Genomic DNA, 26866 nt, shown 5'->3' on the forward strand with positions numbered 1-26866 from the left:
GACAGCCAACCGGGCCGGCCGCCGGCACGATCTATCCGCCGCGCCTTCGCTACAATGGCCGCTTAATCCGATAACCAGATTCCTGCGATCCTTGAACTACGACACTCCGCCCGGCCTTGAAGTCGCGGCCGGCAGCCAGGGCAAGATCGTCCGGCTCTCGGGCCAGTGGACGGCGCTCGCGCTCGCGCGCGACCGCGCGACCGGACACGTGATTCCCCAGTTGCGTTCGCTGATAGGCGCCACGGGCATCCGCCAGTGGGACCTCTCGGGCATCGACCGGATGGACCACGTGGGCGGCCAGGCGCTATGGCGCGTGTGGGGCCACCGGATGCCGCCGGACACCGAGCTCACCGATACGCAGCGCGATATTTTCGAGCGCATCGCGCTGCTCGACACGGCGCGCGAAACGGCCGAGCCGGTCGTCAAGTTCGATCCGTTCACGCGGCTCGGCCTCGCGATCTTCTCGTTCTTCGAGCATCTATATGGCGGCGTCGGCATGCTCGGGCGCGTCGTGCTCGATCTGCTGGCGATCGTGCGCAAGCCGAAAATCACGCCGTGGACCGAGATCTCCGCGAACATCTACAACGCCGGCACCCGGGCGCTGCCGATCACCGCGCTGGTGGCGTTCCTGATCGGCATCGTGCTCAGCTATCTGTCCGCGCAGCAACTGCGGCTCTTCGGCGCGAATCAGTACATCGTGAATATTCTCGGGCTCTCGGTGATCCGCGAACTGGGGCCGGTGTTGTCGGCGATCCTGGTGGCGGGCCGTTCGGGCTCGGCGATCACCGCGCAGATCGGCGTGATGCGCGTGACCGAGGAACTCGACGCGATGCGCGTGATGGGCATTCCGCACGGGCTGCGGCTGATCCTGCCGCGCGTGATCGCGCTCGGCGTGGCGATGCCGCTGCTCGTGATGTGGACCAACATCATCGCGCTCGCCGGCGGCGCGCTGGCCGCCAAGATCGTGCTCGGCATCGACATGAGCTACTTCGCGCGCGCGTTGCCGGGCGTGGTGCCGGTCGCGAATCTGTGGATCGGCCTCGGCAAGGGCGTCGCATTCGGCATGCTGATCGCGCTCGTCGGCTGCCATTTCGGGTTCCGCATCAAGGCCAATTCGCAGAGTCTCGGCGAAGGCACGACGACTTCGGTGGTGACCTCGATCACCATCGTGATTCTCGCGGACGCGGTGTTCGCGATCCTCTTCCAGAACGTGGGGCTCGGATGATCGCGCCGCTTACCCAGGCCGTGCGCGGCCAGCCGATGCCCTCGATCGCCGAGCCGGTGATCGAGGTGATCGACGTGACCAAGCGCTACGGCCGCAACATCGTGCATCAGCACCTGAATCTGGACGTGCGGCGCGGCGAGATCGTATCGATCGTCGGCGGCTCGGGCTCCGGCAAAACCACGCTGGTGCGGCAGATTCTCGGTTTGGAGCGGCCGTCGTCGGGCACCATCAAGCTGTTCGGCGAGGACCTCGCGACCATCTCGCCGGAAACCGCGCTGCTGATGCGCAGCCGCTCCGGCATGCTGTTTCAGCGCGGCGCGCTGTTCTCGTCGCTTTCGGTATTCGACAACATCGCGCAGCCGGTGCGCGAACTCGGCCAGGTGCCCGAGGACCTGTTGCGCGACATCGTGATGCTCAAGCTGGAAATGGTCGGTCTGCCGTGCAAGCACGCGTCGAAGATGCCGTCGGCGCTGTCGGGCGGAATGATCAAGCGCGTGGGCATTGCGCGCGCGATCGCGCTGGAACCCGAACTACTGTTTCTCGACGAACCGACCGCCGGGCTCGATCCGCAGGCGTCCGATGAATTCGTCGAACTCATCTCGGCGCTGCATCGCGCGCTGGGTTTGACCGTGGTCATGGTCACGCACGATCTCGACACGATGGTCGCGCTGTCCACCCGCGTCGCGGTGCTGGCCGATCGCAAGGTGCTGGTCGCCGCGCCGGTCGAGGAGGCGGCGGGCGTCGATCATCCTTTCATCCGCGAATATTTCCTCGGCCTGCGCGGGCGCCGCGCGTTGCAGGCGCTGCCGCCGGAGCGCCGCGCGAAACTGCCGCGCGCGGCGCTCGAACCGGCGTCGTCCGAATTGCCGCTGTGAACCAGGGAACCTGACAATGGAAAACAAATCACACGCCTTCTGGGCGGGGCTCTTCACGATCGTCCTGCTGGTTGCGATCGCGGTGGCGGCTTTTTTGTTCAACGTCGACCGTTCCGTGCGGGTGCCGTACGATCTGATCGCGCGCACCAACGTGACGGGTCTTTATACCGACGCGGCGGTGCGCTATCGCGGGCTCGACGTCGGCAAGGTGCAGTCCATCAAATTCGACCGGGCTCATCCGGGGCAGATTCTGATCCGCATCCTCGTCGACACGCACGCGCCGATCACCCATTCGACTTTCGGCAGCCTGGGCTTCCAGGGGGTGACGGGCATTGCCTTCATCCAGCTGGACGACAGCGGGCGCGATCCGTCGCCGCTGCCGTCGTCGCCCAAGCAGGTCGCGCAGTTGCCGATGCGTCCGGGCTTGCTCGATCAATTGCAGCAACGCGGCGACGTGCTGCTGCGCAAACTCGAAAAAGTCGCGGACGACGTCGATAATCTGCTGTCGCCGGAAATGGCCGCTCAACTGCAAGGCACAGCGGCCAGCATCCAGAAGGCCGCCGACGGTGTGGCCACGCTGACCCAGCAGGCGGCGCCGGTCGCCGGCAAGCTGCCCGCCACGATCGACCAACTGGATCGCACGCTCGCGTCGACCAATCAGTTGATCACCAGTCTGAACCGCCCGGACGGTCCGTTCGAGACCAACCTCAACAAGGTCGGCGCGGCGGCGCAGCAGGCGGGCGACGCGTTGACGTCGATGAACGGCTCGCTGCAGGAGTTGTCGGCGCGGGTCGGCTACGACACCTTGCCGCGCGTCAATTCGCTCGCCGAGGACGTGCGCTCGGCGGCCCGTTCGGTGGACCGCGCGGCCGATACGTTGAGCAGCAATCCGCGCAGCGTGCTGTTCGGCGCGCCGGGCGCGGCGCCCGGACCTGGCGAGGCCGGTTTCAAGTGGCCCGCCGCCCGCGCCGATAAATGATTTGAAGGTTTTGAGGAAGGAAGATGGTTATGTCACGCTCGATTCACCGATTGTTGTCCTCGGGATGGTCCACGCGCGCCGCGCTGGCGGCGCTGCTCGCGTTCGGCGTGCTGGCCGCGGGTTGCGCGGGTAATCCTGCGGCAATCTCGGACATCCGCTACGATTTCGGCCCGCCGAATCAGGCCGCTTCGGCGGGCCAGTTGCCGGCTGTGAAGATACTCGACGTCAGCGCGCCGGGCATGCTCGAATCCGACAAGCTGATCTACCGGCTCAGCTACGCCGACGCGCAGCAAACCGCCGCCTACGCGAACAGCCACTGGACGATGCCGCCCGCGCAGTTGCTGACCCAGCGTCTGCGCAACGCGCTCAGTTCGAACGGCACCGTATTGACGGGCGCGGACGGCGTGCGCGCACCGGTGCTGAAGGTCGATCTGAGCGAGTTCGAGCAGGTTTTCGACAGCAGTTCCCAGAGCCACGCCGCAGTCACCGCGCGCGCCACGCTGACGCAGAACGGCAAGGTGATCGGCCAGCGCACGTTCGTCTCGCGTGCGCCGGCCAGTTCGTCGGACGCCGCCGGCGGCGCGCAGGCGCTCGCCACGGCCAGCGACGATCTGGTCGCGCAAATCGGCGCATGGCTCGGCGTGCAGGCGCTGGTCGCCGCGCAATGACCTCCCGGCGGCGCACGCAACGGAGCGCTGCATGAGCGAAAAGCCCTGGCAGCGGCGCCCGTCGGCGCTCTCCCGGCAGGCGCTGGTGCTGTATGCCGCGCTGATCGTCTACGGTTCGTGGTATCCGTTTTACGGTTGGCGCTCGCTCGGCCTCGCACCGTTCGCCTTTCTGTCCGATCCCTTGCCGCAGTACCTCACGGCCTTCGACGTGATCACCAACGTGCTCGGCTACATGCCGTTCGGCGCGCTCGTGGTGCTCGCGGTCTATCCGCGCTGGCGCGGCCCGCTGGCGGTCGCGCTGGCCTTCGTGCTGGGCGGACTGCTGTCGGGGACCATGGAGGCGGTGCAAACCTATCTGCCCACGCGCGTCGCTTCCAACGTCGATCTGGCCGCCAACGCGCTCGGTGCGCTGCTCGGCGCGGCGATCATGTCGCCCGCCACCGGCGCGCTGCTCGATCGCGGCTTGTTGCGGCGCTTGCGGCTCCTCTGGTTCGAACGCGACCGTGCGGCGCTCGCGTGCCTCATCTTCTCGTGGCCTTTCGCGACGATGTATCCGGCGCCCCGCCTGTTCGGTCTCGGCAACTGGCCGCGCGCGTTGTGGCTGCGCTTCGATTCGACGACACAGGATGCGCTGCTCGCATGGACGCCGCTGCGCTGGCACGTCGGCGCATGGCCGGCACGGGTCGCCGCGTGGCTGCCCATCGACCTGTGGGAAGCGGCGATCACCACCCTCAATCTGTTTGCCGCGCTCGCGCTGGCGTCGCTGGCGGTGCGCCGTCATGCGCCGCGCGTGCGACTGTTGATCGCGTTCATCGTCATGACCTTGGGCGTCAAGGTGGGCGCGACGTTTCTACAGTCGCAGTCGGGTCTGACATTCGACTGGGCGACCTCCGGCGCGCTCGCCGGGCTTGCGTGCGGCACCGTCGCGGCGCTGCTGGCGCTGCGCTTGCGGCGCCGTTCGCGCGCGGCGCTCGCGGCCTGCGCGCTGACGGTCGCGCTGGTGTTCGTCAATCTGCTGCCGGTGAATCCGTATTTCGACGTCGTGCTGGCGGACTGGCGGCAGGGGCGGTATCTGCATTTCAACGGTCTCGCGCACTGGCTCGCGTGGATCTGGCCGTATGCGGCGCTGGTGTGGCTCGCGTTCGTCGTCGAGCAGGCGTGGCTCAAGCGGCGCGTGACGCACGTTTGACGGCGCGTGGGGCGCCGGTTTGCCCCGGCGCGTGAAGAAGCCGGTGCGGCCGCCACCTCCATGCGTAGCGCGGACCCGCCGAAGCACGGCCCGCCGCCAGCGATCGCGAGCCCCGCTCGCTATAATCGTCCGCATTACCGACAGGCGCGCCGTGGCGCATCCAGCGCCTTTTCCACTCTTACAGCCTCGCCACCGCACACATGGATTCCTTCTACAAGTACCACGTTTTCTTCTGCCTCAATCAGCGCGAACCCGGCGCCGATCGCCCAAGCTGCGCGAACTGCAACGCCCAGGCGATGCAGGAGTACGCGAAAAAACGCGTGAAGCAACTGGGCCTCGCCGGCCCCGGCCAGGTGCGCATCAACAAGGCCGGCTGTCTCGACCGCTGTGAACTCGGCCCGACGCTCGTCGTGTACCCCGAAGGCGTCTGGTACACGTATATCGACGAGAGCGACATCGACGAAATCGTCGATTCGCATCTCGTGAACGGCAAGATTGTCGAGCGTCTGAAAATCGATCAATAAGCGTCCCCATGAACGTACACACGAAGAAGTATCTGATCGACGGCCCGGTCGGCAAGATCGAGGTCGCGCGCGATCTGCCCGACGGAACCCGTGAAAACGGCGCCGCGCCGCGCGGCATTGCGCTGGTCGCGCATCCGCATCCGCTGTTCGGCGGCACGATGGACAACAAGGTCGCCCAGACGCTGGCGCGCACGCTCGTGCAGTTGAACTACGTGACATATCGCACGAATTTTCGCGGCGTCGGGCAAACGCAAGGCGAGCATGACGCGGGCATCGGCGAGCGCGACGATCTGCGCGCCGTGATCGATCACATGCGCGCCGAAGCCGGGCAGGGCGATCTGCCGCTCGTGCTCGCGGGTTTTTCGTTCGGCACGTTCGTGCTGTCGCACGTCGCCGCGAAGCTGCGCGAGGAAGGCCAGGCAATCGAGCGCATGGTGTTCGTCGGCACGGCGGCGAGCCGCTGGGAAGTCGCGCCGGTGCCGGACAACACGCTGCTGATTCACGGCGAAACCGACGACACCGTTCCCATTCAATCCGTTTACGACTGGGCCCGGCCGCAGGAATTGCCCGTGATCGTGATTCCGGGCGCCGAGCACTTTCTGCATCGCAAGCTGCACATTCTCAAGCGGATCATCGTCGACGCGTGGCGCTGAAGGGCGGGCAGCGCGCGTTTTCCGGGGTACAGGTACGCACAAACCGCAATTAATCGCCGCGCCCCGCGGATGGTTGGCGAGATAGCGCGCGTATAATGGGCGCTCTTTTTTGGGCGCAGCGCCGCCCACCCGGCAGTTCGCGCGACGCGTGGTTTCTTCTCGCGCGCAGCGGTGCCGGATGCGGGCGTGCTGTGCGAACCGACCGCGTGGCCGGAAGTCCAACGGGCGCCGCGCCGTTTTACGGCCAGACGCTCGCCGACCGGCTCTTCCAACAATGCGCCCTGCGCACGATGTACTTTTCCGCACGAATCGACCCTATGCGTTTCTCCACTTTCGGCCGCACGTCATTTCCATCCGCTGTTTCCTTCGTTCCTAATACGCTTGGCCGTGCCGTCACCCTCGGCATCGTGTTGCCGGCAACCCTCGTTGCCAGCACCGCGTTCGCGCAAGTGCCGCCGCCGGCGGTGAACGCGCGTTCGTGGGTACTCGTCGACGCGACCAGCAACCAGGTGCTCGCATCCGGCAATCCCGACGAGCGCGTGGAGCCGGCGTCGCTCACCAAGCTGATGACCGCGTATCTCGTCTTCGAGGCATTGCAGACGAAGAAGATCACGATGGAGCAAACGGTGATGCCGGGCGAAGCGGTGCGCCGCGTTCGCACCGACGAATCGCGCATGTTCATCGAATCGAATAAGCCGGTCACCGTGCACGACCTGGTGTACGGCATGATCGTCCAGTCGGGTAACGACGCGGCGATCGCGCTGGCCGAACTGGTCGGCGGCAGCGAGTCGCAGTTCGTCAACATGATGAACACCGAGGCGCAGCGCCTCGGCATGAAGAACACCCATTTCGCCGACGTGAACGGCATGCCCGATCCGCAGCACTACACCACCGCGGGCGACCTCGCGGTGCTGTCGGCGCGTCTGATTCGTGACTTTCCCGACTACTACAACATCTTCTCGGTCAAGGACTTCACGTACAACAAGATCAAGCAGCCGAACCGCAACCGTCTGCTGTGGATCGACCCGACGGTCGACGGTCTGAAGACCGGCCACACGCAAGCTGCCGGCTACTGCCTGATCGCGAGCGCGAAGCGTGAGCTGCCGGGCACGCCCGGCGCGGCGCGCCGTCTGGTCACGGTGATGATGGGCGAGCCGAAGGAGCACGACCGCGTGCAGGACAGCCTGAAGATGCTGAACTACGGCTACACCGCGTACGACACGGTGCGTCTGTACAAGGCGGCGCAGGTGGTGGGCACGCCGCGCGTCTACAAGGGCGCGCAGGACACCGTGCAGATCGGCGTGAAGAGCGATCAGTACATCACCGTGCCGAAGGGCATGGCCGACAAGGTGAAGCCGCAGATCGAGCAGATCGATCCGCTGATCGCGCCGATCGCCAGCGGTCAGCAGGTCGGCACGGCGAAGCTGGTTGCGGACGGCAAGGTGCTGGCGCAATTCCCGGTGGTCGCGTTGCAGGCCGTGCCGCAAGCCGGCGTGGTGGGCCGCGTGTGGGATTCGCTGATGCTGATGTTCAACAAGAAAAAATAAGCGCCCAATCGCGATGACCGCCCTTTCCGATGTTTCGCTCGACCCGATCGTTTATCTGAACGGCGAACTGGTGCCGTTGTCCGAAGCGCGCGTGCCGGTTCTCGACCGCGGCTTTATTTTCGGCGACGGCATTTATGAAGTCGCGCCGCTGTATGCGCATGCCGGCGGCCGCACGGCGTTCCGTTTCACGCAACATCTCGCGCGCCTCGCCCGGTCGGTCGACAAGATCGGCATCGTCAATCCGTTTGGCGACGCCGGCTGGCGCGAGTTGATCGAGCGCGTGGTCGCGGCGAACGAAGCGGACGCCGGCCTCAGCCCCGAGCAGGACGCGATCGCCTACATCCAGGTCACGCGCGGTGTCGCGAAGCGCGCTCACGCGTTTCCGGCCGGCATCCAGCCGACCGTGTTCGTGATGGTCACGCCGCTCAATCTGCCCGGCGCCGCGCAGCGCGCGCAAGGCGTGCGCTGCGTGAGCGCCGAAGACCGTCGCTGGCTCAATTGCGACATCAAGTCGGTGTCGCTGCTCGGCAATGTGCTGATGGCGCAATACGCGGCGGAAAACGACGCGTTCGAGACGATCCAGTTTCGCGACGGCATGCTGACCGAGGGTTCGTCGTCGAACGTGTGGATGGTGAAAGACGGTGTGTTGTCCGCGCCGCCGCGCAGCCACAAGATTCTCGAAGGGATTCGCTACGGGCTGATCGAAGAACTGGCGAGCGAGTGCGGCATCCGCTTCGAGGCGCGCGAGATCGCCGAAGCCGAATTGCGCGCGGCCGATGAGATCATCGTCAGCTCGGCCACCAAGGAAGTGCTGCCGGTCACGCAACTGGACGGTCAGCCGGTTGGCGACGGTAAGCCGGGCGCGGTGTTTGCGGCGCTGTACGCGGCGTATCAGCGCGCCAAGGCAAAGCAGGCGCGAGAAGCGCGGCAAGGAGTGGAAAATGAGTTCCGTGAACGAATCATTGCTTGAGTTTCCGTGCGATTTCCCGATCAAGATCATGGGCAAGTCGCACCCCGAATTCACCGAGACGATCGTCACGGTGGTTCGGCAGTTCGATAGCGAAGTCGACGCCGCAAACGTCGAGACGCGGCCGTCCAGCAGCGGCAATTACACCGGCCTGACGGTGACGGTTCGCGCCACCAGCCGCGAACAGCTCGACAATATCTACCGCGCGCTTACCGGTCACCCGATGGTGAAGGTGGTGCTTTAACGCCTGCGCGAGCGTCACGGCGCGGCGCGCAAGGCGTTCGCCGTCTGCTCGGTGCCTGCCGCGGGCCGCGCCTCGCAAGCCCGCTCGAAAAGCTGTTTGAAGCGGCCCACCTCGTCGAATACCCAGTCGCGGAACGCCTTGACCCGCGCGGTTTCGAGCATCTGCGGCGGGCAGATGAAGTAGTACTGCCACGGGCTCGGCCCATCCACATCGAATAGCCGCACGAGGCGCCCCGCGGCGATTTCGTGCATCGCCAGCGAGCGGCGCGTGAGCGCGACCCCCTGGCCGTCGATGGCCGCTTGCAAAAGATTCGACGAATCCTGATACAGCACGCCGCGTTTCGGCTCCGGCCAGTCGGTGAGGCCGGCGGCGTCGAACCACGGACGCCACAATTCGTCGTCGGAGCGCAGCAGCGGTACCTTGGCCAGATCGGTCGGCGTTTGCGGTAGCTTGCCGCCGTTGAAGGTCGGCGCGCACGCCGGAAAGAAAATCTCCTCCAGCAGAAGCTCCGAATGCAGCCCCGAATATTTGCCGAAGCCGAAACGGATCGCCACGTCGACGTCGTCGCGCGCGAAGTCGGTTAGCGCGTTGGTGGACAGCAGTTCGAGATCCCACTGCGGATGCGCTTCAATAAAGCTGCCGATGCGCGGCGTCACCCAGCGCGCCGCGAACGAAGTCAGCATCGACACGACCAGCCGCCGCTCACGGTCGCCCGCGCGGATTTCGCGGGTGGCGTCGGCGAGCGCCATGAGCGCCGAGCGCACCTGTGCGGCGTAGCGCCGGCCGGTTTCGGTGAGCCGCACGCGTTTGCCGTCGCGGGCGAACAGCGAGACGCCCAGTTCGGCCTCGAGCGCACGAATCTGATGGCTGACGGCGCCGTGGGTGACGAACAGTTCGTCGGCGGCGCGCGAGAAGCTCTCGTGGCGGGCGGCGGCCTCGAATGCCTTGACTGCGTTCAGCGCGGGTAATTGCCGGAGATCCATCGAAATTTTTCTCACATAGAGGTGAAAATAGATCGTTTTGCGTCAACCCTTGCTACGCCTACGATTGTAGCCATGAAACGATTTTTGGCGAGGGCATCATGCGAGAAATTTCCTCTAGCATTGCGTTTGAAATCCGCCGTGGCGAAACGGTTCCGATGAAGGTGGCGCGCAGCACCAGGCTCGTCGTGCAAGGCGGCGCGGTCTGGGTGACACGCAGCGACGACACGGAAGACTATTGGCTGCAACCCGGCCACACGCTACGGCTTCGGCGCGGCGAGCGGCTTTGGCTGAGCGCCGAGGACAGCGCGCAGGCGAACGTGATGTTTTCCGTGCCGACGCGCTGCGACGAACGCGCGTTGAACTGGTTCGCCCGGGTTGGCGAACGGCTGGCGGCGCGCATGCGCGGCGGCTGGCGGACGGTTTGAGCGGGGAATCGCGCACTGGCAGGCCGCGGCGCGCGGCCTGCCGCGCATGTCCGGCGCAGGCCGCGCTTCCGGCGTTCGCCTCGGCGTCGCCGCCGCGCCCGGCGGGGATCGCTGGTTTTCGGTAAACTAGCGCCACCATGTGCGCCACCCCGGTTTCCCCGTCTCCATTGTCCGCCACGGCGCCGCTCACGCTGCGCTGGCGCGGCGGCGAACCTTACGAAGCCAGTTTCGAAGCCATGCGCGCATTCACCGACGCGCGCACGGCCGACACTCCCGACGAAATCTGGCTGGTCGAACATCCTCCCGTCTTCACCTTGGGCCAGGCCGGCGATCCGTCGCATCTGCTGGCGGCCGATAGCGGCATTCCGCTCGTCAAGGTGGACCGTGGCGGTCAGATCACGTATCACGGGCCCGGTCAGGTGGTGGCCTACCTGCTGCTCGATTTGCGCCGCCGCAAACTGATGGTTCGGGAACTGGTCACGCGGATCGAGCAGGCCGTGATCGACACCCTCGCGGCGTATAATCTCGCCGGAGAACGCAAGGCGGGCGCCCCCGGCATCTACGTGGCGCCTCATCCGCAAGCCGGCTTGCACGCCGGCGCGAAGATCGCCGCGCTGGGTCTGAAAATCCGCAACGGCTGCAGCTATCACGGCGTGAGCCTCAATGTGAACATGGACTTGCGGCCGTTTCTGGCCATCAACCCATGCGGCTACGCGGGGCTCGAAACAGTCGATATGGCGACGCTCGGCGTTGCCGCCGGCTGGGACGACGTGGCCCGCACCCTTGCAGCACGCCTCACCGCAAACCTCGACGGCAGTCCCGCGGCCGTCGCCCAACCGCAGGCCGGTGCGATCACCGCCTGACTGGACCGAACGAATGACTGACGTTACCGCGAACCTCGCAACTTCTCCCGCCGCCGAAGCCGTGCCGGCTTCCGCCGCCTACGACGCCACCGCGAAGCAGAAGGCACAAGCCAAAACCGCCCGCATTCCGATCAAGATCGTCCCAATCGAAAAATTGAAGAAACCGGATTGGATCCGCGTCAAGGCGGCGACCGGCAATTCGCGCTTCTACGAAATCAAGCAGATTCTGCGCGAGCACAATCTGCACACGGTGTGTGAAGAAGCAAGCTGCCCGAACATCGGCGAATGCTTCGGCAAGGGCACCGCGACCTTCATGATCATGGGCGACAAGTGCACGCGCCGCTGCCCGTTCTGCGACGTCGGCCACGGCCGCCCCGATCCGCTGGACACCGAGGAGCCGGGCAACCTCGCGCGCACCATCGCCGCGCTGAAGCTGAAATACGTGGTGATCACCAGCGTCGATCGCGACGATTTGCGCGACGGCGGCGCGGCTCACTTCGTGGAGTGCATTCGGCAGACGCGCGAGCTGTCGCCGGAAACGCGCATCGAAATTCTGACGCCGGACTTCCGCGGCCGCCTGGATCGCGCGCTCGGCATTCTGAACGCCGCACCGCCCGATGTGATGAACCACAACCTCGAAACGGTGCCGCGTCTGTACAAGGAAGCGCGTCCGGGTTCGGATTACGCGCATTCGCTGAAGCTGCTGAAGGACTTCAAGGCGCTGCATCCGGACGTCGCCACCAAGTCCGGCCTGATGGTCGGCCTCGGCGAAACCGAGGAAGAAATCCTGCAAGTGATGCGCGACCTGCGCGAGCACGACGTGGACATGCTGACGATCGGCCAGTATCTGCAACCGTCGGAACATCATTTGCCGGTGCGCTCGTATGTGCATCCCGACACGTTCAAGATGTACGAGGAAGAAGCGTACAAGATGGGCTTCACGCATGCCGCCGTGGGCGCGATGGTTCGATCGAGCTACCACGCCGATTTGCAGGCGCACGGAGCAGGCGTGGTCTGAGCGGGTTGATTACGGTCGGTTTGAAAAAAGCAAAGCCCGCACATGTTGCGGGCTTTGTTCTTTTTGGCAAGCGAACTGTGAGCGCTGGAATCATGCGCTCACGGAACATGCGAGCGGACTACCGATAGTAGCGCGCGAGCAGCATTGAGATCGAAGCCAGCGTTGCACCAATTAACGTGAACGGGTACATGAGGTCGATAAAGCGATTGCGCAGCGCGCGATTCTCGATGAGGTGATCGATCAGATTCGGCATGTTGGCTCTCCCTGTTAGGCTCGGTGAAAAAGTATAGTGCAATCGTCCTGGTATTGGTTAGGCTAGCGAATAATGAGATGCGGAGAAAGAGGCGGCGACGGCTGCGGTCATGAATAGCGAAAACCACATCAGCCTTCGGTCGCACGGTTCTTCGCTGTCGTTTCGCGCGGGGTGATACACCGCGTCAGCCGCAGCGAACGATACGAGGATCGACGCCACGATGATAAACAACACATGCCAGACCAGCCCCGCCAGCATGAAAGCCAGCGAGCCGTCGGTTCGTGCGTCGCCTAGCGCAGAGTCAATCTCATAACAAGCGCTCGCGCACATCGAAATGACGACCCAGAGAAGCTGTCCGTCTTTGATGGCTTTTATCGCAATGCCCTGCGACGCCCGCCGAAAAACGCGCGATAAACTCAACAAGGGCAGCAGTGCAATCGGCCCAAACACCGGCACGCCGACATTGAAGAACAGCCAGCTCAAACAACTGAATACGAAGACCATGGCGGATGCGAAGAATGGCAACGCGAAGATCATCGCGCTGCGTGCCGCACGCGGTCAATCTGCCGAACGGCCAGCTTGCGCAACTGGATATCGACGCGTCATCATTCGCGAGAACCCATGCAGTGCCCGCTATAGGTTGCTCAGTCGCGGCATCCAGGCGCTGGAGCCGCGGTTAACACCGTCGAGGCGACGCCTGTCGATTCAAGCAAACAGCTCGATCACCGGCCAGCCGCGTTCTGCCGCAATCGCTCGCAGCCGCGCGTCGGGATTCGTCGCGACCGGGTGCGTGACGCGCTCCATCAAGGGCACGTCGTTGATCGAGTCGCTATAGAAATAGCTCTGCGGAAAATCCTGCAAGCAATGGCCGAGCGACGCCAGCCAGTTCTCGGTGCGCGTGATCTTGCCTTCGCGAAAAGTCGGCACGCCCACTGAGCTTCCGGTAAAGCGCGCGAGCGGATCGCCGTGTTCCGTGTCGAGTTCGATCCCGAGCAGATGCTCGAAGCCCAGCGCCTTGCCGATCGGCTGTGTGATGAACACATTGGTGGCGGTAACGATGCAGCACAAATCGCCCGCCTCGATATGGCGTTGCACGAGTTCGCGCGCGGCCGGCAGAATCGCCGGCGTGATCACGTCCCGCATGAACTGCGCATGCCATGCGTCGAGTTGCTCGCGCGAGTGGCGGGCGAGCGGCGCCAGCGTGTAGTTCAGATAGTCGGTCATATCGAGCGTACCGGCCACGTACTGCCGGTAATACTCGTCGATCTCTTGCGCGTGCCGCGCAGCGCCCTCTATGCCCAGGCCCGCAATGAAGTGAGCCCACGCCTGATCGCTGTCGAGCGGCAGCAGCGTGTGGTCCAGGTCGAACAGCGCAAGATTGCGGCTCATCCAGCGTCCTCGTGATCAAGTGGGCGAACGAAGTAAGTAGCGGAGCGATGAACGACGAAACATGCGTCCACAAAGGTCGACGCCATTCGTACACCGCGTGCCACCGAGCGTATATTTAAAAGCACAAAATTACAATAAGGCAAAATTGTGCAACACTACTGTCATACGCCCCGGGTGCCGGTTCGCGCGGCATGCGGTTCGGGTCATGGCAGCAGGAACGGACGCGCAGTGCCTTATGTTGATACTCCTTAACCTCCTGGCCGGTGTGGCGCTCCTCGTGTGGGGCTCGCACATCGTGCGTACCGGCATCCTGCGGGTGCTCGGCGCCGATCTGCGCAGCGTGCTCGGCCGCAGCACCAGCAGCCGTTGGCGCGCCTTTCTGTCGGGCGTCGGCGTAACGAGCCTGGTACAGAGCAGCAATGCCACCGCGGTGATCGTCACGTCGTTCGCGGCGCAAGGTCTGGTGCCGCTGACCAGCGGCCTTGCGATCATGCTCGGCGCCGATGTCGGCACCGCGCTGATGGCGCGAGTCCTCACACTCGACCTTTCATGGCTGTCGCCGATTCTGATTCTGTTCGGCGTGCCGCTCTTCCTGTCGCGCAAGCAAACGCGCCTGGGGCAGGTCGGGCGCACGCTGATCGGTCTCGGCCTGATCCTGCTGGCGCTGCATCTGATCGTCGAGGCCGCCCAGCCGATGACGCAAGGCGCCGGCGTGCGCGTGATGTTCGGCGCGCTGACCGGCGACACCATGCTCGATGCGCTCGTCGGCGCGGCGTTCGCGATGCTGTCCTATTCGAGCCTCGCCGCGGTTCTGCTCACCGCGACGCTCGCCTCGTCCGGCGTGATCTCGCTGAAGGTCGCGTTGTGTCTGGTGATCGGCGCGAATCTCGGCAGCGGCGTGCTCGCGCTCATGGGCACCGTCGCGCAAAATTCGGCGGCGCGGCGGCTCGCGTTGGGCAGCTTCGCGTTCAAGCTGGCCGGTGCGCTGCTGATCCTGCCGTTCACCTCGCTGCTCGCGCGCGGTTTGCCGGTGTTGATCGCGAATCCGCGTGAAGCCACGGTCGGCTTCCATCTGATCTACAACGCGCTGCGTTGCTGCGCGTGCCTGTCGCTGATCGACCCGGTCGCGCGCATCTGCACCCGCGTGCTGCATGACCGGCCGCTGCCAAACGGCGAACTGCGGCCGCTGCACCTGGATACGGCAGCGCTGTCCACGCCCACGCTCGCGCTCGCGAATGCCTCGCGCGAGGCGCTGCGTATCGGCGACATCGTGCGGACGATGCTCGACAACGTGGCGGAGCTGATTCACCACAACAACCTGGACAAAGCGCGCGAAACCGTCCGCATGGACGACGACGTCGATGAACTCTACGCCGCGGTCAAAACGTACCTCACGCTGATCTCGCGCGAGCAGTTGGACGAAGCCGACAGCCGCCGCTGGACCGACATCATTTCGCTGACGATCAACCTGGAGCATGCGGGCGACATCATCGAGCGGATCGTCGGCGATATCGAGGAGAAGAAGATCGCGCACCGCCTTTCGTTTTCAGAGGAAGGGCTGGGCGAACTGGACGACCTCCAGGCGCGGCTCGTCAGCAATCTGCAACTTGGCCTCTCCGTGTTCCTCAATAACGATCTACGTTGCGCCGAGCGCCTGCTGGCGGAGAAGGAGCGCTTTCGCGACCTGGAGCGCGCGTATTCCTACAAGCACCTCGATCGTCTCGCGGGACAGAGCCTGCGCAGCATCGAGACCAGCGCGTTGCATCTGGACCTGATCAGCGACATGAAGCGGCTCAACTCGTTGTTCTGTTCGACCGCCTATCCGGTGCTCGACGCAGCCGGCGCGCTGCACGACACGCGCTTGCGCAAACGCGTGCTCGATACGATGCATGTGAAGGAATAGGCGCGAGCGCCCGATCCTAGGCCAGCACGATTTCTTCCAGCTTCTTTTTTAGCGATGCAAAGTCGGCGGCCTCGGCCGCCTTTTTGTTGGTGACGAGCACGTCGATCCGATCGATCGGGCAATACGAAATGCGGCTGCGCTGGCCGATCTTGCTGTAGTCGGCGAGGATGATCACGCGGTCCGCGTTGGCGACCATCGCGCGCGCCACTTCCGTTTCGGCGTGGTCGTAGTTGGTCGCGCCATGCCGGTGGTCGACGCCGACCGGCGACAGCAGCGCCATGTCCGCGCGATAGCGCTGGATGTCGAGCACGGTGGTGGCGCCGGTGGTCGCCATTGCGCGGTCGCTGATCGAGCCGCCGAGCAGGATCACTTCGTTGGCCGCGTCGGCTTGCTCCACGGCGCCGCGCATTTTCAGCGCGACGTCGATCGAGTTGGTGACAACGGTGAGATTCGCCAGTTTCGCCAGTTGTTCGGCGAGCGCCGCGGTGGTCGTGCCCGCGTCGATGAAAAGCGTCTGGCCGCTCGCGATCAAACCGGTGGCCGCCTTGGCAATCGCCGTTTTGGACTTGACGCGCGTGTGAGCGCGTTCGGCGATCGGCGCTTCGTCGGCGGGTCTGATTGCGCCGCCGTGCACGCGCCGCAGTTCGCCGAGCGCTTCGAGATCGAGCAGATCGCGCCGCACGGTTTCGCGTGACACGCCAAGGTCCGCCATGATCCGTTCGGTCGACACGCGTTGAAGCGTCGACAACAACGCTCGAATTCTCTGATGACGGTCTTCCTGCCACATGCGTTTTTCCCTGGATGCGAACGCGCGTTACACGACTTTGTTTCTAAGGACGACATCGTGGACACGAATGTGTGTCCGGGCGATGTCAAGCGTACTACTTTAGCCGGATTGTGTTGTATTTTTTTGGCAGCTTGCAAGTTTGTGTATTTCAACTTAGCCTTCGCAAATCATAGCGTCGTGCCTATTTCGAACTATCCGCATGGAAGGTGACGAGACGTGGGAAACGGGATTGATCGCGCTGTATCCGCAGACTGGCCGTATCCGCAACTGGTCGCGCATCGTTGCGGCGGCAGCCTCGCGCCTGAGAACACGCTGGCCGGTTTCGACGCGTGCGTGCGCCACGGCTACCGCATGGTCGAATTCGACGCCAAGCTTTCCGCGGACAACCAGCTTTTCCTGCTGCACGACGACACCCTCGAACGCACCACCAACGGTCATGGCGCCGCCGCCGACTACACCTGGGCGCAACTCGCCGCGCTCGACGCCGGCGCCTGGTACGGACCGCAATTCGCGGGCACGCGTCTGCCGACGCTGGCCGACACGGCCATGCGTTGCGCGCGCGACGGCATTGCCGCCAACATCGAAATCAAGCCGTGTCCGGGCCGCGACGAGATCACCGGTCGGCTGGTCGCAAGCGGCGCGCTGACATTGTGGCAAGGACAGACGCCGCCGCTGCTTTCATCGTTTTCATTCGACGCGCTCGCCGCGGCGCGCGACGCCGCGCCTTCATTGCGACGCGGCATGCTGTTCGAAGAGGTGCCGGCGGACTGGCTGCGCATCGTGCGTGAACTGGACTGCGTGTCGCTGCACGCAAGCCACCGGTATCTGAGCGAGCCGCTGGTCGCGGACATCCACGCGGCCGGCTTGCGCGTGCTCGCCTACACGGTGAATGAACCGGCGCGCGCCCTGCTGCTGGCGCAGTGGGGCGTTGACATGATTTGTACCGATCGTATCGATAGACTGAAACCCGACATGTTTTCCGCACTGGCTAATCCGGTGTGAACATGCCGCGGGCGGGCGAGTGCGAATCACACCCGCCCGCCTTGATGCTCGAACCAGAAATTTTCCAAACGTAGCAATTTCGGCAGAGGATGGGGAAAACCATGAACCGCACCGCGTTAGCTCGCATACTTTCGCTGTCGACCGTCGCGGGCGTTGCCGCAGCCGGCGTGAGCAGCGCCTCGGCCGCGCCGCTCGACGCGCTGGTCGCCGCCGCCAAGCAGGAAGGCCAGCTCACCGTGATCGCGTTGCCGCACGACTGGTGCAACTACGGTCAACTGGTCGCCGGCTTTCAGAAGAAATATGGCATCAAGATCAACGAACTGAATCCGGACGCCGGTTCCGGCGACGAAGTCGAAGCCATCAAGGCGAACAAGGGCAACAAGGGGCCGCAAGCGCCCGACGTGATCGACGTGGGTTTGTCGTTCGGGCCCACGGCGAAGGCGGAGGGTTTGCTGCAACCGTACAAGGTTTCGTCGTGGAACTCGATTCCCAAGGAACTGAAAGACGCCGACGGCTATTGGTACGGCGACTACTACGGCGTGCTGTCGTTTGAAGTGAACGCCGACATGATCGACAAGGCGCCCACCGACTGGAGCGACCTGCTCAAGGCGGACTACAAGAACGCCGTGTCGCTCGCGGGCGATCCGCGCTCGGCCAACCAGGCGATTCAGGCCGTGTTCGCGGCGGGTCTGTCGCAAAGCAAGGGCGACGTGAGCAAGGCCGATAAAGCCGGCCTCAAGTACTTCGCCGATCTGAACAAGAGCGGCAACTTCGTGCCGGTGATCGGCAAGGCCGCATCGCTCGCGCAGGGCACGACGCCGATCATCGTGCGCTGGGACTACAACGCGCTGGCCGACCGCGATACGTTGAAGGGCAATCCGAAGGTGCAGGTGGTGATTCCGAAAACCGGCGTGGTCGCGGGCGTGTACGTCCAGGCGATCAGCGCGTATGCGCCGCATCCGAACGCGGCCAAGCTGTGGATGGAATACCTGTACTCGGACGAAGGCCAGATCGGCTGGCTAGCCGGCTATTGCCACCCGATGCGCTATAACGAAATGGTCGCGGCGAAGAAGGTTCCGCAAGCGCTGCTCGACAAGCTGCCGCCGCCTTCGTCGTACAAGAACGTGGTGTTCCCGACACTGTCGCAACAGGACGCGTACAAGGAAACCATCACCAAGCATTGGGACGAAGCGGTCGGCGCGAACGTCAAGTGAGCGTCAGGTAAGCGCTCAACTGAGCGCCAACTGAGCATCAACTGAGCGCAGCGACGAACCTGGCCGCGGACGTACCGCGGCTTCAAACCATAGCGTGAAGTCGGGCCGGCGGCGCGCCGCTCGTAATGAGCGGTGCCCCCGGCGTTAGCCAGATTGCCAAGGGTGAGCTATGAGTGCTTCATCGGATGCCGGGTCGGTCCAAACGGAACTGCTGGTTCCTCCCGTGCCCACCCCAACGCCTCGCGTCGACGGTCCGGGCCGCGCGTCGCAGTTGCTTGCCTGGATCGGCGTGGTGCCGTTTTTCACCTTCGCGCTGCTGTTTCTGATTCTGCCGACCGGCTTTCTGATGATCGGCGCGTTCCAGGATTCGCAAGGTCACTTCACGCTCGCCAACTTTCGTGACCTGCTTCAGCCCACGGTCATGAACGCGTATCTGATCAGTTTCAAGGTGAGCGCGGCGTCGTCGCTCGGCGGCGCGGTGATCGGCTCGCTGCTGGCCTGGGCGGCGGTGCAAGGCAAGCTGCCGCGCTGGATTCGCCCGACCCTGATGACGTTTTCCGGCGTCGCTTCGAACTTCGCCGGCGTGCCGCTCGCGTTCGCTTTCATCTGCACATTGGGGCGCGTCGGACTCGTCACCGTGTTGCTGAAGAAGTACCTCGACATCAATCTCTATTCGACCGGCTTCAGCATTCTGAGCTTTACCGGCCTGACGCTGACTTACCTGTACTTCCAGATTCCATTGATGGTGCTGATCGTCACGCCCGCGCTCGACGGCCTGAAGCGCGAATGGCGCGAGGCGTGCGACTGCCTCGGCGGCACCGCGTACCAATACTGGCGCCACGTCGCGTTGCCGGTGCTGTGGCCGAGCGTGCTCGGCGCCACATTGCTGCTGTTCGCCAACTCGTTCGGCGCGGTCGCCACGGCCTATGCGTTGACGGGAAGTTCGCTGAACATCGTCACGATCCTGCTGTACGCGCAGATTCGCGGCGACGTGATGCACAACCAGAACCTCGGCTACGCGCTCGCGCTCGGCATGGTGCTGGTGACGGGCCTCTCGAACGGCGGCTACATCTGGCTGCGTTCGCGCGCTGAAAGGGGGCGCCGATGAAAAGCCAGTCGCGGGTGGGCGCGTGGACCGCGATGATCGTCGGTTCGCTGTATTTCCTGATTCCGTTGATCGCCACGGTCGAGTTCAGCATGCGCATGAAGCGCGGCGTCTACAGCTTCGAGGCGTACCGCGTCGTGCTGGCCGATCCGCGCTTTCAGGCCTCGTTCGGCTATTCGATCATGATGGCGGTGTTCACGATCGTCGTCGGCGTGCTGCTGGTGGTGCCGACCGCCTACTGGGTGCAGTTGCGGCTGCCGAAGCTGCGGCCGGTCGTCGAATTCATCACGCTGCTGCCGCTGGTGGTGCCCGCGATCGTGATCGTGTTCGGCTATCTGCGCATCTATAACAGCAGTTCGATCCTGCCGCTCACCGGCAACGAGCGCGCAACGGATTTGCTGCTGGTGTTCGGTTACGTGACGCTCGCGCTGCCGTACATGTACCGCGCGGTGGACGCGGGCCTACGCGCCGTCGACGTGCGTTCGCTGACCGAGGCCGCCGAATGTCTCGGCGCGAACTGGCCGACGATTCTCTTCAAGGTGATCTTTCCGAACATCCGCTCGGGGATTCTCTCCGGCGCGTTTCTCACCTTCGCAGTGGTGATCGGCGAGTTCACGCTGGCGAGTCTGCTCGATCGGCCCGCGTTCGGTCCGTATCTGCAATTGATCGGCGCGAACCGCGCTTATGAGCCGTCGGCGCTTGCGATCATCGCGTTCGTGATCACGTGGGCGTCGATGGGATTGATTCAGGTATTCGGCTCGGCCCGCGCGACCGGCGGCCAAAAAACTTGACGGACTGAGGCAGCGAATCATGGCATTCCTTGAGATCGAAAATCTGCATAAGTCCTTCGGGACGAACACGGCGCTGCATCACTTCGACATGAAGATCGAGCGCGGCGAATTCATCACCTTTCTCGGGCCGTCCGGCTGCGGCAAGACTACCGTGCTGCGGATGATCGCCGGCTTCGAAACGCCGACGCGCGGCGTCATCCGGCTCGACAACAAGGACGTCACGCACCTTCGCACGCGGCAGCGCAAGGTCGGCATGGTGTTCCAGTCGTATGCGCTGTTTCCCAACATGACGGTGGCCGAGAATATCGGCTTCGGCCTGAAGATCACGCATCGGCCGCAGGCGGAGATCAACAGCCGCGTCGAGGAGATGCTGCATCTGATCAAGCTGCCGCATCTGGGCGGGCGTTATCCGTGGCAGTTGTCGGGCGGGCAGCAGCAGCGCGTGGCGTTGGCGCGCGCGCTGGCCGGCAAGCCGCAAGTGCTGTTGCTCGACGAGCCGCTTTCCGCGCTCGACGCCAAGATTCGTATTTCGCTTCGGCAGGACATTCGCGCGTTGCAGCGCGAGCTCGGCATCACGTCGATTTTCGTCACGCACGACCAGGAAGAGGCGCTGTCGATTTCCGACCGCATCGTCGTGATGAACGAGGGTCGCGTCGAACAGATCGGCTCGCCTTCGGAAATCTACAACTATCCGCGCACGCGCTTTGTCGCGTCGTTCGTCGGCACGCTGAATATTCTGGCCGGGCATGTGGTCGATCCGGCGACCGGCAAGATGGCCGTGGACGGTCAGGAGCTCACCACCACCCAGGAACTGCCGCCGGACGATGCCGGCAAGAAGCGTCTGCTCGCGTTGCGCCCTGAAGCGATCGTGCTGGAGCCGGCGGCGCCGGGCCGCAACACGCTGAACGCCACCGTCGAGGAAGTGAATTTCCTCGGCGCGGTGGTGCGCATCAGAACGCGCGTGAAAGACGCCGTGATTTCGCTCGACGTGTTCAACGATCCGAATCGCGGCTTGCCCGAACGGGGGCAGCCGGTGTCGCTCGGTTTTTCTCACGAAAACTTGCTGGTGCTGGAAGAAGGCGGTGCTTGACCTTGATTGACGCAGCGCGCGCGGCGGCCGAACCGCGCCGTTGAAAAGGCGTCCGGGTTTTCCCGAGGCCGCCGCCCCGATGGATTCCGGATTACCCGACGCCCCTTGTCCCGATTTCCGGAATCCCGGACGCCGCATTCCGCCGCGCGACGAAAAACCGATAAAAATCAAGCCGTTGCGTTTTGATTCGAGCTGGCATCGACCTTGCGAAATAGATAACGCGGCCGCAACGGTCCGACAACTAAAGCAAGGAGACAACGATGTCTGATTTCCCTTCCCGGTATTTCTGAATTCGTCGTCTTGTCGCGGCCTAATGCCGTGCACAGGCGTGACGGGTTCCGTTCGCATGATGCGCAGCGTGGCAGGCCATGGGCTCACCCACATCGCAGGTAATATCGTGAAGAAACCTTTCTACAAAGTGCTGTACGTCCAGGTGATCGCGGCGATCATCATCGGCATCGCGCTCGGCCATTACTATCCGACGCTCGCGGTCGACATGAAACCGCTCGGCGACGGCTTCATCAAGCTGATCAAGATGGTGATCGGGCCGATCATCTTCTGTACGGTCGTGACCGGTATCGCCGGCATGGAGGACATGAAGAAGGTCGGGCGCGTCGGCGGCAAGGCGCTGCTGTACTTCGAGGTCGTCTCCACTTTCGCGCTGATCCTCGGCCTGATGGCGACGCATCTGCTGAAACCGGGCGTCGGCTTCAACATCGATCCGGCCACGCTCGACGGCAAGGCTGTCGCCTCGTATGCCGCGAAGGCGCACGGCCAGACCACCGTCGACTTCCTGATGCACCTGATCCCGGACACGCTCGTGTCCGCGTTCGCCCAGGGTGAAATCCTGCAGATCCTGCTGATCGCGCTGCTGTTCGGCGCGGTGCTCGCGACGGCCGGCGAGAAGGGCAAGGTCGTGACGAACTTCATCGACGGGATCTCGCATGTGCTGTTCGGCATCGTGCGCATCATCACGAAGCTGGCGCCGATCGGCGCGTTCGGCGCGATGGCGTTCACGATCGGCAAGTACGGCATCGGCTCGCTGCTGCCGATGCTCAAGCTGATCGGCACGTTCTATCTGACCTCGATCGTGTTCGTGGTGGTGGTGCTCGGCATCATCGCGCGCGCGGTGGGCTTCAACATCCTGCGCTTCATCGGCTACATCAAGGAAGAGATGCTGATCGTGCTCGGCACGAGCTCGTCGGAAGCCGCGCTGCCGCAACTGATGCTCAAGCTCGAGCGGCTCGGCTGCTCGCGTTCGGTGGTGGGTCTGGTGGTGCCGACCGGTTATTCGTTCAACCTCGACGGCACCAACATCTACATGACGATGGCCGTGCTGTTCATCGCCCAGGCGACCAACATCGACCTCACGTGGACGCAACAGCTCACGCTGCTGGCGGTGACGATGCTCACCTCGAAGGGCGCGAGCGGTGTGACCGGCGCGGGCTTCATCACGCTGGCCGCGACGCTCGCCGTGGTGCCGACCATTCCGCTGTCGGGCATGGTGCTGATTCTCGGCATCGACCGCTTCATGAGCGAATGCCGTGCGCTGACCAACATCGTCGGCAACGGCGTGGCGACGGTGGTGGTGTCGGCATGGGAAAAGGAACTGGACCGCAACAAGCTGAACGCGGCATTGCGCGGCGATGTGCCGCTCAAAGAGCCGGCCGGCGTTTAAGCCGCGTACCGGCTGCCAGAACCACGACGCTCACGGCCGCGGACACCTCGCATGAAACCGGTGGCCGCGAGCCGCAACCCCACGCCGTCGGCCGACGAAGCTCGCGCCGACGGCGTGTCGCCTTATGCCACAATAACTGATCCTCACCGATCGGATATTGCCAACGTGACGCGCCGCCTGCTGATCCTCTTCGCGCTCGTCGCCGGGCTCGTGGCGGCGTGCGGGCTCACTTACAGCGTCGCGTGGCAAAGCGGGATCGACGACTTGCGGCGCAACGCCGCAGTGCGCGTCGACCGCACCACCAGCGCGCTGAAGAGCACGCTGGAGCGCTACGAATCGCTGCCCTATCTGCTGGCCGAACATCCCAGCGTGCAAGACGTGCTGGTCGATCCGACTCCGGCCAACGTCGAGCGCGCCAATCACTATCTCGAAGACCTCAACCGTCACGCGCGCGCGACGGTCACCTACATCATTCCGCTCAACGGGTACTGCGTGGCCGCGAGCAACTGGCGCGGGCCGGGCAGTTTCATCGGCGCGGGCTATCACTTCCGGCCGTATTTTCTCGATGCGGTCAAAGGCGGCGTGGGCCGCTTCTTCGGCATCGGCACGATCTCGCAGGCGCCGGGCTACTACATTTCGCAGCCGGTGCGGCGCGCGGGCAAGATCGTCGGCGTGGCGGTCGTCAAACTCGATCTCGAATGGTTTCAGAGCGCGGATGCGTCCGAGCCGCTCGTCGTCACCGACGATCATGGCGTGATCTTTCTGTCCGCCGTGCCCGCGTGGAAATATCACACGATACGGCCGCTGTCGGGCCAGGTCGCCGATTCGATCTACCAGGCGCGTCAGTACGCGCAGCAGCCGATCGCGCCGCTGCCGGTGACGATCGAGCGCACGCTCGAAGGCAACGCGCAGATCGTGCGCATCGGCGGCGGCCGCTATGCGCCGCGCTACCTCGCGTCGCGGCGCGGCATGGGCGAACCGGACTGGCATCTGATCACGATGTCGCCCGTCGATCCGGTCGACGCCGACGCGCGCAACGCGACCATCGTCACGGGCTTCGGCTACCTATCGCTCGTGCTGCTCGCGTTCTACTGGAGAATGCGCCGCGCTCGCGTGCGCGAGGTGATGAGAAGCCGCGCGCTGCTGCAAAAGGCCTACGCCGAATTGAATCGGCGGGTCGCCGAGCGCACCGCGGATCTTTCGCAGGCGAACGAGCAATTGCAGAAGGAAGTCGCCGAACGCACGCGCGCCGAACAGGAACTGCGCGCCGCGCACGACGAGCTGATCCAGGCGAGCAAGCTCGCCGCGCTCGGCCAGATGGCGGCCGGCATCACGCACGAATTGAATCAGCCGCTCGCGGCATTGCGTGGATTCTCGGACAACACGCGTGTGCTGCTCGATCGCGGCGACCACGCGTCGGCGCGCGACAACCTCGAAGCAATCGCCTCGCTCACCGAGCGCATGGGCAAGATCACCAATCAGTTGAAGCTGTTCGTCGGACGAGCGCGGCCGCGCAATGCGCGCGCGCCGGTCGTGCGGGCGCTGCGCAACGTGATCGGTTTGCTGCAAAAGCGCTTGCAAGGCGTGGAAATGGAGTTCGCCTTGCTCGACGCCGACAGCGGCGCGCGCGCGCCCTTGAACCTCTCCGACGACCATCCCGAACTGATCGCCCATTGCGACGACTTGCGGCTCGAACAGGTGCTGATCAATCTGCTCGGCAATGCGCTGGATGCAACCGCTGGCATGAGTCCGCCGCGCATTTCGATCGAGATCGAAGTCGCGGAGGCGAGCTTGTCGTTCGCCGTGAGCGACAATGGTCCGGGCATTCCCGAAGACGTGCTGCCGCGCCTGTTCGAACCGTTCTTCACCACCAAGGAAATGGGGCAAGGGCTTGGCCTCGGCCTCGCGATTTCGTCGTCGATCGCCCGCGATTGCGGAGGGACGCTGGTGGCGCGCAACGCGGCGCACGGCGGCGCATTATTCGTGTTGACGCTGCGCCGCGCTGGCGTGCAAACGAGCCATACATCAGACCCGCTGACGACGGGTTCCTGAATCAGACGGAAAACGACAATGGTGAACCACGGCTTGCAAGTGCTGTATATCGAAGACGACGAACTCGTGCGGCGCGCCAGCGTGCAGAGTTTGCAACTCGCCGGCTTCGACGTGATCGGCCATGCGTCGGTGGAATCCGCGGCGAAGACGATCAGCGCGGATTTCTCCGGCGTGATCGTCAGCGATATTCGCTTGCCCGGCGCGAGCGGTCTCGATCTGCTCGCGCAATGCCACGAGCGTGCGCCCGACGTGCCGGTGATTCTGGTCACCGGTCACGGCGATATTTCGATGGCCGTGCAGGCGATGCGCGACGGCGCGTATGACTTCATCGAAAAGCCGTTTGCGTCCGAACGTCTGATCGAAACCGTGCGGCGCGCGCTGGAGCGCCGCAAGCTGGTGCTCGAAAACCTCGCGCTGCGGCGCGAGTTGGCGGAACAGAATTCGGTGGCGCCGCGCATCATCGGCCGCAGCCCGGCGATCGAGCAGGTGCGGCGGCTGATCGCGAACGTTGCGCCGACCGATGCATCGGTGCTCATCAACGGCGACACCGGCGCGGGCAAGGAATTGATCGCGCGCAGTCTGCACGAGTTGTCGCCGCGGCGTGACAAGCCGTTTATCGCGGTGAATTGCGGCGCGCTGCCGGAGCCGATGTTCGAGTCGGAAATGTTCGGCTACGAACCGGGCGCCTTCACCGGCGCGGCGAAGCGCCGCATCGGCAAGCTCGAACATGCGTCGGGCGGCACGCTGTTTCTCGACGAAATCGAAAGCATGCCGCTCGCGTTGCAGGTCAAGCTGCTGCGCGTGCTGCAGGACGGCGTGCTGGAACGGCTCGGCTCGAATCAGCCGATCCGCGTGAATTGCCGCGTGGTTGCCGCGGCGAAAGGCGACATGGCCGAGCATGTCGCGGACGGCTCGTTCCGCCGCGATCTGCTGTACCGGCTGAATGTGGTGACGATCGCGTTGCCGCCGTTGGGCGAGCGGCGCGAGGACATCGTGCCGCTCTTCGAGCACTTTCTACTCGACGCGGCCGTGCGCTATCAACGCCCGGCGCCGATCCTCACCGATCGTCAGCGCGCGAGCCTGATGCAGCGCGACTGGCCGGGCAACGTGCGTGAGTTGCGCAATGCCGCCGACCGTTTCGTGCTCGGCGTCGCCGAAGATCCGGTGATGTCCTTCGCCGATGACGGCGCGCCCACTCAGCCGCTGAAGGAACGCGTCGAGCAGTTCGAGCGCGCGGTGATCGCCGAGGCGTTGGAGCAGACGGGCGGTGTAGTCGCGGTCGCGGCGGACAAGCTGCAGCTCGGCAAGGCGACGCTCTACGAGAAGATCAAGCGGTATGGCCTCGCGGCCAAGGGGGAAGGGGAGCGGTGAGGATTTGAAGCGCCGGCCAAGGAGATGCCAGGCCGGCGCGTTTGAGTCAGGTTGGAGCGTAGGAACTTCGC

Annotated in this window: 27 protein-coding genes; 22 read left to right on the forward strand and 5 right to left on the reverse strand. The window is 64.4% G+C overall.

What is annotated here, in order from left to right:
* The first annotated feature begins 91 nt into the window (after window positions 1-91).
* The 10 genes from ACOCG7_RS32015 (at window position 92) to ACOCG7_RS32060 (ending at window position 8871) form a co-directional block, all read left to right on the forward strand.
* Window positions 92-1225: an MlaE family ABC transporter permease gene (locus ACOCG7_RS32015; RefSeq protein ID WP_073429329.1), complete on the forward strand. Its 1134-nt coding sequence runs from the start codon at window positions 92-94 to the stop codon at window positions 1223-1225.
* Entirely contained in the window at window positions 1222-2100 is an 879-nt protein-coding gene (locus ACOCG7_RS32020; protein WP_073429330.1) for an ABC transporter ATP-binding protein, read from the forward strand. Before ACOCG7_RS32015 ends, ACOCG7_RS32020 begins: the two co-directional genes overlap by 4 nt.
* Before the next feature lie 16 nt (window positions 2101-2116).
* Window positions 2117-3079: an MlaD family protein gene (locus ACOCG7_RS32025; protein ID WP_073429331.1), complete on the forward strand. Its 963-nt coding sequence runs from the start codon at window positions 2117-2119 to the stop codon at window positions 3077-3079.
* A gap of 29 nt (window positions 3080-3108) precedes the next feature.
* Window positions 3109-3747, forward strand: a complete 639-nt coding sequence (locus ACOCG7_RS32030; RefSeq protein ID WP_073429332.1) for an ABC-type transport auxiliary lipoprotein family protein — start codon at window positions 3109-3111, stop codon at window positions 3745-3747.
* A gap of 31 nt (window positions 3748-3778) precedes the next feature.
* Complete coding sequence (locus ACOCG7_RS32035; protein WP_073429333.1) at window positions 3779-4936, forward strand: VanZ family protein; 1158 nt, start codon at window positions 3779-3781, stop codon at window positions 4934-4936.
* Between the two features lie 200 nt (window positions 4937-5136).
* Window positions 5137-5460 carry a (2Fe-2S) ferredoxin domain-containing protein gene (locus ACOCG7_RS32040; RefSeq protein WP_073429334.1) on the forward strand — a complete coding sequence of 108 codons (324 nt, stop codon included), beginning with the start codon at window positions 5137-5139 and terminating at the stop codon, window positions 5458-5460.
* Between the two features lie 8 nt (window positions 5461-5468).
* Entirely contained in the window at window positions 5469-6113 is a 645-nt protein-coding gene (locus tag ACOCG7_RS32045) for an alpha/beta hydrolase (RefSeq protein WP_073429335.1), read from the forward strand.
* Window positions 6114-6430: 317 nt separating this feature from the next.
* Window positions 6431-7660, forward strand: coding sequence for a D-alanyl-D-alanine carboxypeptidase family protein (locus ACOCG7_RS32050; protein ID WP_073429447.1), 1230 nt, complete (start codon window positions 6431-6433; stop codon window positions 7658-7660).
* Between the two features lie 13 nt (window positions 7661-7673).
* Window positions 7674-8630 (forward strand): D-amino acid aminotransferase, encoded by a 957-nt coding sequence (locus ACOCG7_RS32055; RefSeq protein WP_073429336.1) that lies wholly within the window; start codon window positions 7674-7676, stop codon window positions 8628-8630.
* Window positions 8602-8871, forward strand: coding sequence for a DUF493 family protein (locus ACOCG7_RS32060; protein ID WP_073429337.1), 270 nt, complete (start codon window positions 8602-8604; stop codon window positions 8869-8871). The genes ACOCG7_RS32055 and ACOCG7_RS32060 overlap by 29 nt, the downstream gene beginning before the upstream one ends.
* Window positions 8872-8885: 14 nt before the next feature.
* Here the strand turns inward: ACOCG7_RS32060 and ACOCG7_RS32065 are convergent, their stop codons facing one another.
* Entirely contained in the window at window positions 8886-9854 is a 969-nt protein-coding gene (locus ACOCG7_RS32065) for a transcriptional regulator GcvA (RefSeq protein ID WP_073429338.1), read from the reverse strand.
* 98 nt (window positions 9855-9952) lie between these two features.
* Here ACOCG7_RS32065 and ACOCG7_RS32070 point away from each other — a divergent pair, with 98 nt between their 5' ends.
* The 3 genes from ACOCG7_RS32070 (at window position 9953) to lipA (ending at window position 12160) form a co-directional block, all read left to right on the forward strand.
* Window positions 9953-10279: a DUF2917 domain-containing protein gene (locus tag ACOCG7_RS32070; protein WP_073429339.1), complete on the forward strand. Its 327-nt coding sequence runs from the start codon at window positions 9953-9955 to the stop codon at window positions 10277-10279.
* A 137-nt stretch (window positions 10280-10416) separates the two neighbouring features.
* Window positions 10417-11142 (forward strand): lipoyl(octanoyl) transferase LipB, encoded by a 726-nt coding sequence (gene lipB / locus ACOCG7_RS32075; RefSeq protein ID WP_073429340.1) that lies wholly within the window; start codon window positions 10417-10419, stop codon window positions 11140-11142.
* A 13-nt stretch (window positions 11143-11155) separates the two neighbouring features.
* Window positions 11156-12160 (forward strand): lipoyl synthase, encoded by a 1005-nt coding sequence (lipA, locus tag ACOCG7_RS32080; protein WP_073429341.1) that lies wholly within the window; start codon window positions 11156-11158, stop codon window positions 12158-12160.
* A 118-nt stretch (window positions 12161-12278) separates the two neighbouring features.
* Here the strand turns inward: lipA and ACOCG7_RS32085 are convergent, their stop codons facing one another.
* The 3 genes from ACOCG7_RS32085 to ACOCG7_RS32095 all read right to left on the reverse strand — a co-directional run bounded on the left by ACOCG7_RS32085 (window position 12279) and on the right by ACOCG7_RS32095 (window position 13802).
* Window positions 12279-12413, reverse strand: a complete 135-nt coding sequence (locus ACOCG7_RS32085; protein ID WP_268801995.1) for a hypothetical protein — start codon at window positions 12411-12413, stop codon at window positions 12279-12281.
* A 57-nt stretch (window positions 12414-12470) separates the two neighbouring features.
* Window positions 12471-12950: a hypothetical protein gene (locus tag ACOCG7_RS32090; protein ID WP_244744659.1), complete on the reverse strand. Its 480-nt coding sequence runs from the start codon at window positions 12948-12950 to the stop codon at window positions 12471-12473.
* A gap of 168 nt (window positions 12951-13118) precedes the next feature.
* A complete protein-coding gene (locus ACOCG7_RS32095) occupies window positions 13119-13802 on the reverse strand; it encodes an HAD family hydrolase (RefSeq protein WP_073429342.1) in 684 nt (227 codons plus the stop codon).
* A 235-nt stretch (window positions 13803-14037) separates the two neighbouring features.
* Here ACOCG7_RS32095 and ACOCG7_RS32100 point away from each other — a divergent pair, with 235 nt between their 5' ends.
* Window positions 14038-15705, forward strand: a complete 1668-nt coding sequence (locus ACOCG7_RS32100; protein ID WP_073429343.1) for a Na/Pi cotransporter family protein — start codon at window positions 14038-14040, stop codon at window positions 15703-15705.
* Between the two features lie 16 nt (window positions 15706-15721).
* On the opposite strand, the gene ACOCG7_RS32105 is transcribed toward ACOCG7_RS32100, so the two are convergent.
* On the reverse strand, window positions 15722-16492 hold the full coding sequence (locus ACOCG7_RS32105; protein ID WP_073429344.1) for a DeoR/GlpR family DNA-binding transcription regulator: 771 nt from the start codon (window positions 16490-16492) through the stop codon (window positions 15722-15724).
* Window positions 16493-16708: 216 nt separating this feature from the next.
* Between ACOCG7_RS32105 and ugpQ the strand changes: the two genes are divergently transcribed.
* The 8 genes from ugpQ to ACOCG7_RS32145 all read left to right on the forward strand — a co-directional run bounded on the left by ugpQ (window position 16709) and on the right by ACOCG7_RS32145 (window position 26795).
* Entirely contained in the window at window positions 16709-17494 is a 786-nt protein-coding gene (ugpQ, locus tag ACOCG7_RS32110; RefSeq protein ID WP_073429345.1) for a glycerophosphodiester phosphodiesterase, read from the forward strand.
* Between the two features lie 101 nt (window positions 17495-17595).
* Entirely contained in the window at window positions 17596-18708 is a 1113-nt protein-coding gene (locus ACOCG7_RS32115; protein ID WP_073429346.1) for an ABC transporter substrate-binding protein, read from the forward strand.
* Between the two features lie 169 nt (window positions 18709-18877).
* The gene (locus tag ACOCG7_RS32120) at window positions 18878-19816 is read left to right on the forward strand and encodes an ABC transporter permease (RefSeq protein WP_073429347.1); all 939 of its coding nucleotides are present in this window, start codon (window positions 18878-18880) and stop codon (window positions 19814-19816) included.
* Window positions 19813-20604 (forward strand): ABC transporter permease, encoded by a 792-nt coding sequence (locus ACOCG7_RS32125; protein ID WP_073429348.1) that lies wholly within the window; start codon window positions 19813-19815, stop codon window positions 20602-20604. The genes ACOCG7_RS32120 and ACOCG7_RS32125 overlap by 4 nt, the downstream gene beginning before the upstream one ends.
* A gap of 19 nt (window positions 20605-20623) precedes the next feature.
* Window positions 20624-21694 (forward strand): ABC transporter ATP-binding protein, encoded by a 1071-nt coding sequence (locus ACOCG7_RS32130; RefSeq protein ID WP_073429349.1) that lies wholly within the window; start codon window positions 20624-20626, stop codon window positions 21692-21694.
* Window positions 21695-22091: 397 nt separating this feature from the next.
* Complete coding sequence (locus ACOCG7_RS32135) at window positions 22092-23372, forward strand: dicarboxylate/amino acid:cation symporter (RefSeq protein WP_073429449.1); 1281 nt, start codon at window positions 22092-22094, stop codon at window positions 23370-23372.
* Between the two features lie 51 nt (window positions 23373-23423).
* On the forward strand, window positions 23424-25424 hold the full coding sequence (locus ACOCG7_RS32140) for a sensor histidine kinase (protein WP_073429350.1): 2001 nt from the start codon (window positions 23424-23426) through the stop codon (window positions 25422-25424).
* 18 nt (window positions 25425-25442) lie between these two features.
* A complete protein-coding gene (locus ACOCG7_RS32145; protein WP_073429351.1) occupies window positions 25443-26795 on the forward strand; it encodes a sigma-54-dependent transcriptional regulator in 1353 nt (450 codons plus the stop codon).
* Window positions 26796-26866 lie beyond the last annotated feature (71 nt).

Origin of the sequence: Paraburkholderia sp. DD10, assembly GCF_049177125.1 — a bacterium.
GTDB lineage: Bacteria > Pseudomonadota > Gammaproteobacteria > Burkholderiales > Burkholderiaceae > Paraburkholderia > Paraburkholderia terricola.

Excerpts from the sequence above, each read along its gene's own strand:
- ACOCG7_RS32070 (WP_073429339.1), top strand. The coding sequence starts at position 9,953 with ATGCGAGAAATTTCCTCTAGCATTGCGTTTGAAATCCGCCGTGGCGAA.
- ACOCG7_RS32060 (WP_073429337.1), top strand. The coding sequence starts at position 8,602 with ATGAGTTCCGTGAACGAATCATTGCTTGAGTTTCCGTGCGATTTCCCG.
- ACOCG7_RS32095 (WP_073429342.1), bottom strand. The coding sequence starts at position 13,802 with ATGAGCCGCAATCTTGCGCTGTTCGACCTGGACCACACGCTGCTGCCG.
- lipB (WP_073429340.1), top strand. The coding sequence starts at position 10,417 with ATGTGCGCCACCCCGGTTTCCCCGTCTCCATTGTCCGCCACGGCGCCG.
- ACOCG7_RS32025 (WP_073429331.1), top strand. The coding sequence starts at position 2,117 with ATGGAAAACAAATCACACGCCTTCTGGGCGGGGCTCTTCACGATCGTC.
- ACOCG7_RS32115 (WP_073429346.1), top strand. The coding sequence starts at position 17,596 with ATGAACCGCACCGCGTTAGCTCGCATACTTTCGCTGTCGACCGTCGCG.
- ACOCG7_RS32035 (WP_073429333.1), top strand. The coding sequence starts at position 3,779 with ATGAGCGAAAAGCCCTGGCAGCGGCGCCCGTCGGCGCTCTCCCGGCAG.
- ACOCG7_RS32085 (WP_268801995.1), bottom strand. The coding sequence starts at position 12,413 with ATGCCGAATCTGATCGATCACCTCATCGAGAATCGCGCGCTGCGCAAT.
- ACOCG7_RS32050 (WP_073429447.1), top strand. The coding sequence starts at position 6,431 with ATGCGTTTCTCCACTTTCGGCCGCACGTCATTTCCATCCGCTGTTTCC.
- ACOCG7_RS32030 (WP_073429332.1), top strand. The coding sequence starts at position 3,109 with ATGTCACGCTCGATTCACCGATTGTTGTCCTCGGGATGGTCCACGCGC.
- lipA (WP_073429341.1), top strand. The coding sequence starts at position 11,156 with ATGACTGACGTTACCGCGAACCTCGCAACTTCTCCCGCCGCCGAAGCC.
- ACOCG7_RS32145 (WP_073429351.1), top strand. The coding sequence starts at position 25,443 with ATGGTGAACCACGGCTTGCAAGTGCTGTATATCGAAGACGACGAACTC.
- ACOCG7_RS32065 (WP_073429338.1), bottom strand. The coding sequence starts at position 9,854 with ATGGATCTCCGGCAATTACCCGCGCTGAACGCAGTCAAGGCATTCGAG.
- ACOCG7_RS32090 (WP_244744659.1), bottom strand. The coding sequence starts at position 12,950 with ATGATCTTCGCGTTGCCATTCTTCGCATCCGCCATGGTCTTCGTATTC.
- ACOCG7_RS32100 (WP_073429343.1), top strand. The coding sequence starts at position 14,038 with ATGTTGATACTCCTTAACCTCCTGGCCGGTGTGGCGCTCCTCGTGTGG.
- ACOCG7_RS32105 (WP_073429344.1), bottom strand. The coding sequence starts at position 16,492 with ATGTGGCAGGAAGACCGTCATCAGAGAATTCGAGCGTTGTTGTCGACG.
- ACOCG7_RS32020 (WP_073429330.1), top strand. The coding sequence starts at position 1,222 with ATGATCGCGCCGCTTACCCAGGCCGTGCGCGGCCAGCCGATGCCCTCG.
- ACOCG7_RS32040 (WP_073429334.1), top strand. The coding sequence starts at position 5,137 with ATGGATTCCTTCTACAAGTACCACGTTTTCTTCTGCCTCAATCAGCGC.
- ACOCG7_RS32130 (WP_073429349.1), top strand. The coding sequence starts at position 20,624 with ATGGCATTCCTTGAGATCGAAAATCTGCATAAGTCCTTCGGGACGAAC.
- ACOCG7_RS32045 (WP_073429335.1), top strand. The coding sequence starts at position 5,469 with ATGAACGTACACACGAAGAAGTATCTGATCGACGGCCCGGTCGGCAAG.
- ACOCG7_RS32125 (WP_073429348.1), top strand. The coding sequence starts at position 19,813 with ATGAAAAGCCAGTCGCGGGTGGGCGCGTGGACCGCGATGATCGTCGGT.
- ACOCG7_RS32140 (WP_073429350.1), top strand. The coding sequence starts at position 23,424 with ATGAAACCGGTGGCCGCGAGCCGCAACCCCACGCCGTCGGCCGACGAA.
- ACOCG7_RS32055 (WP_073429336.1), top strand. The coding sequence starts at position 7,674 with ATGACCGCCCTTTCCGATGTTTCGCTCGACCCGATCGTTTATCTGAAC.
- ACOCG7_RS32120 (WP_073429347.1), top strand. The coding sequence starts at position 18,878 with ATGAGTGCTTCATCGGATGCCGGGTCGGTCCAAACGGAACTGCTGGTT.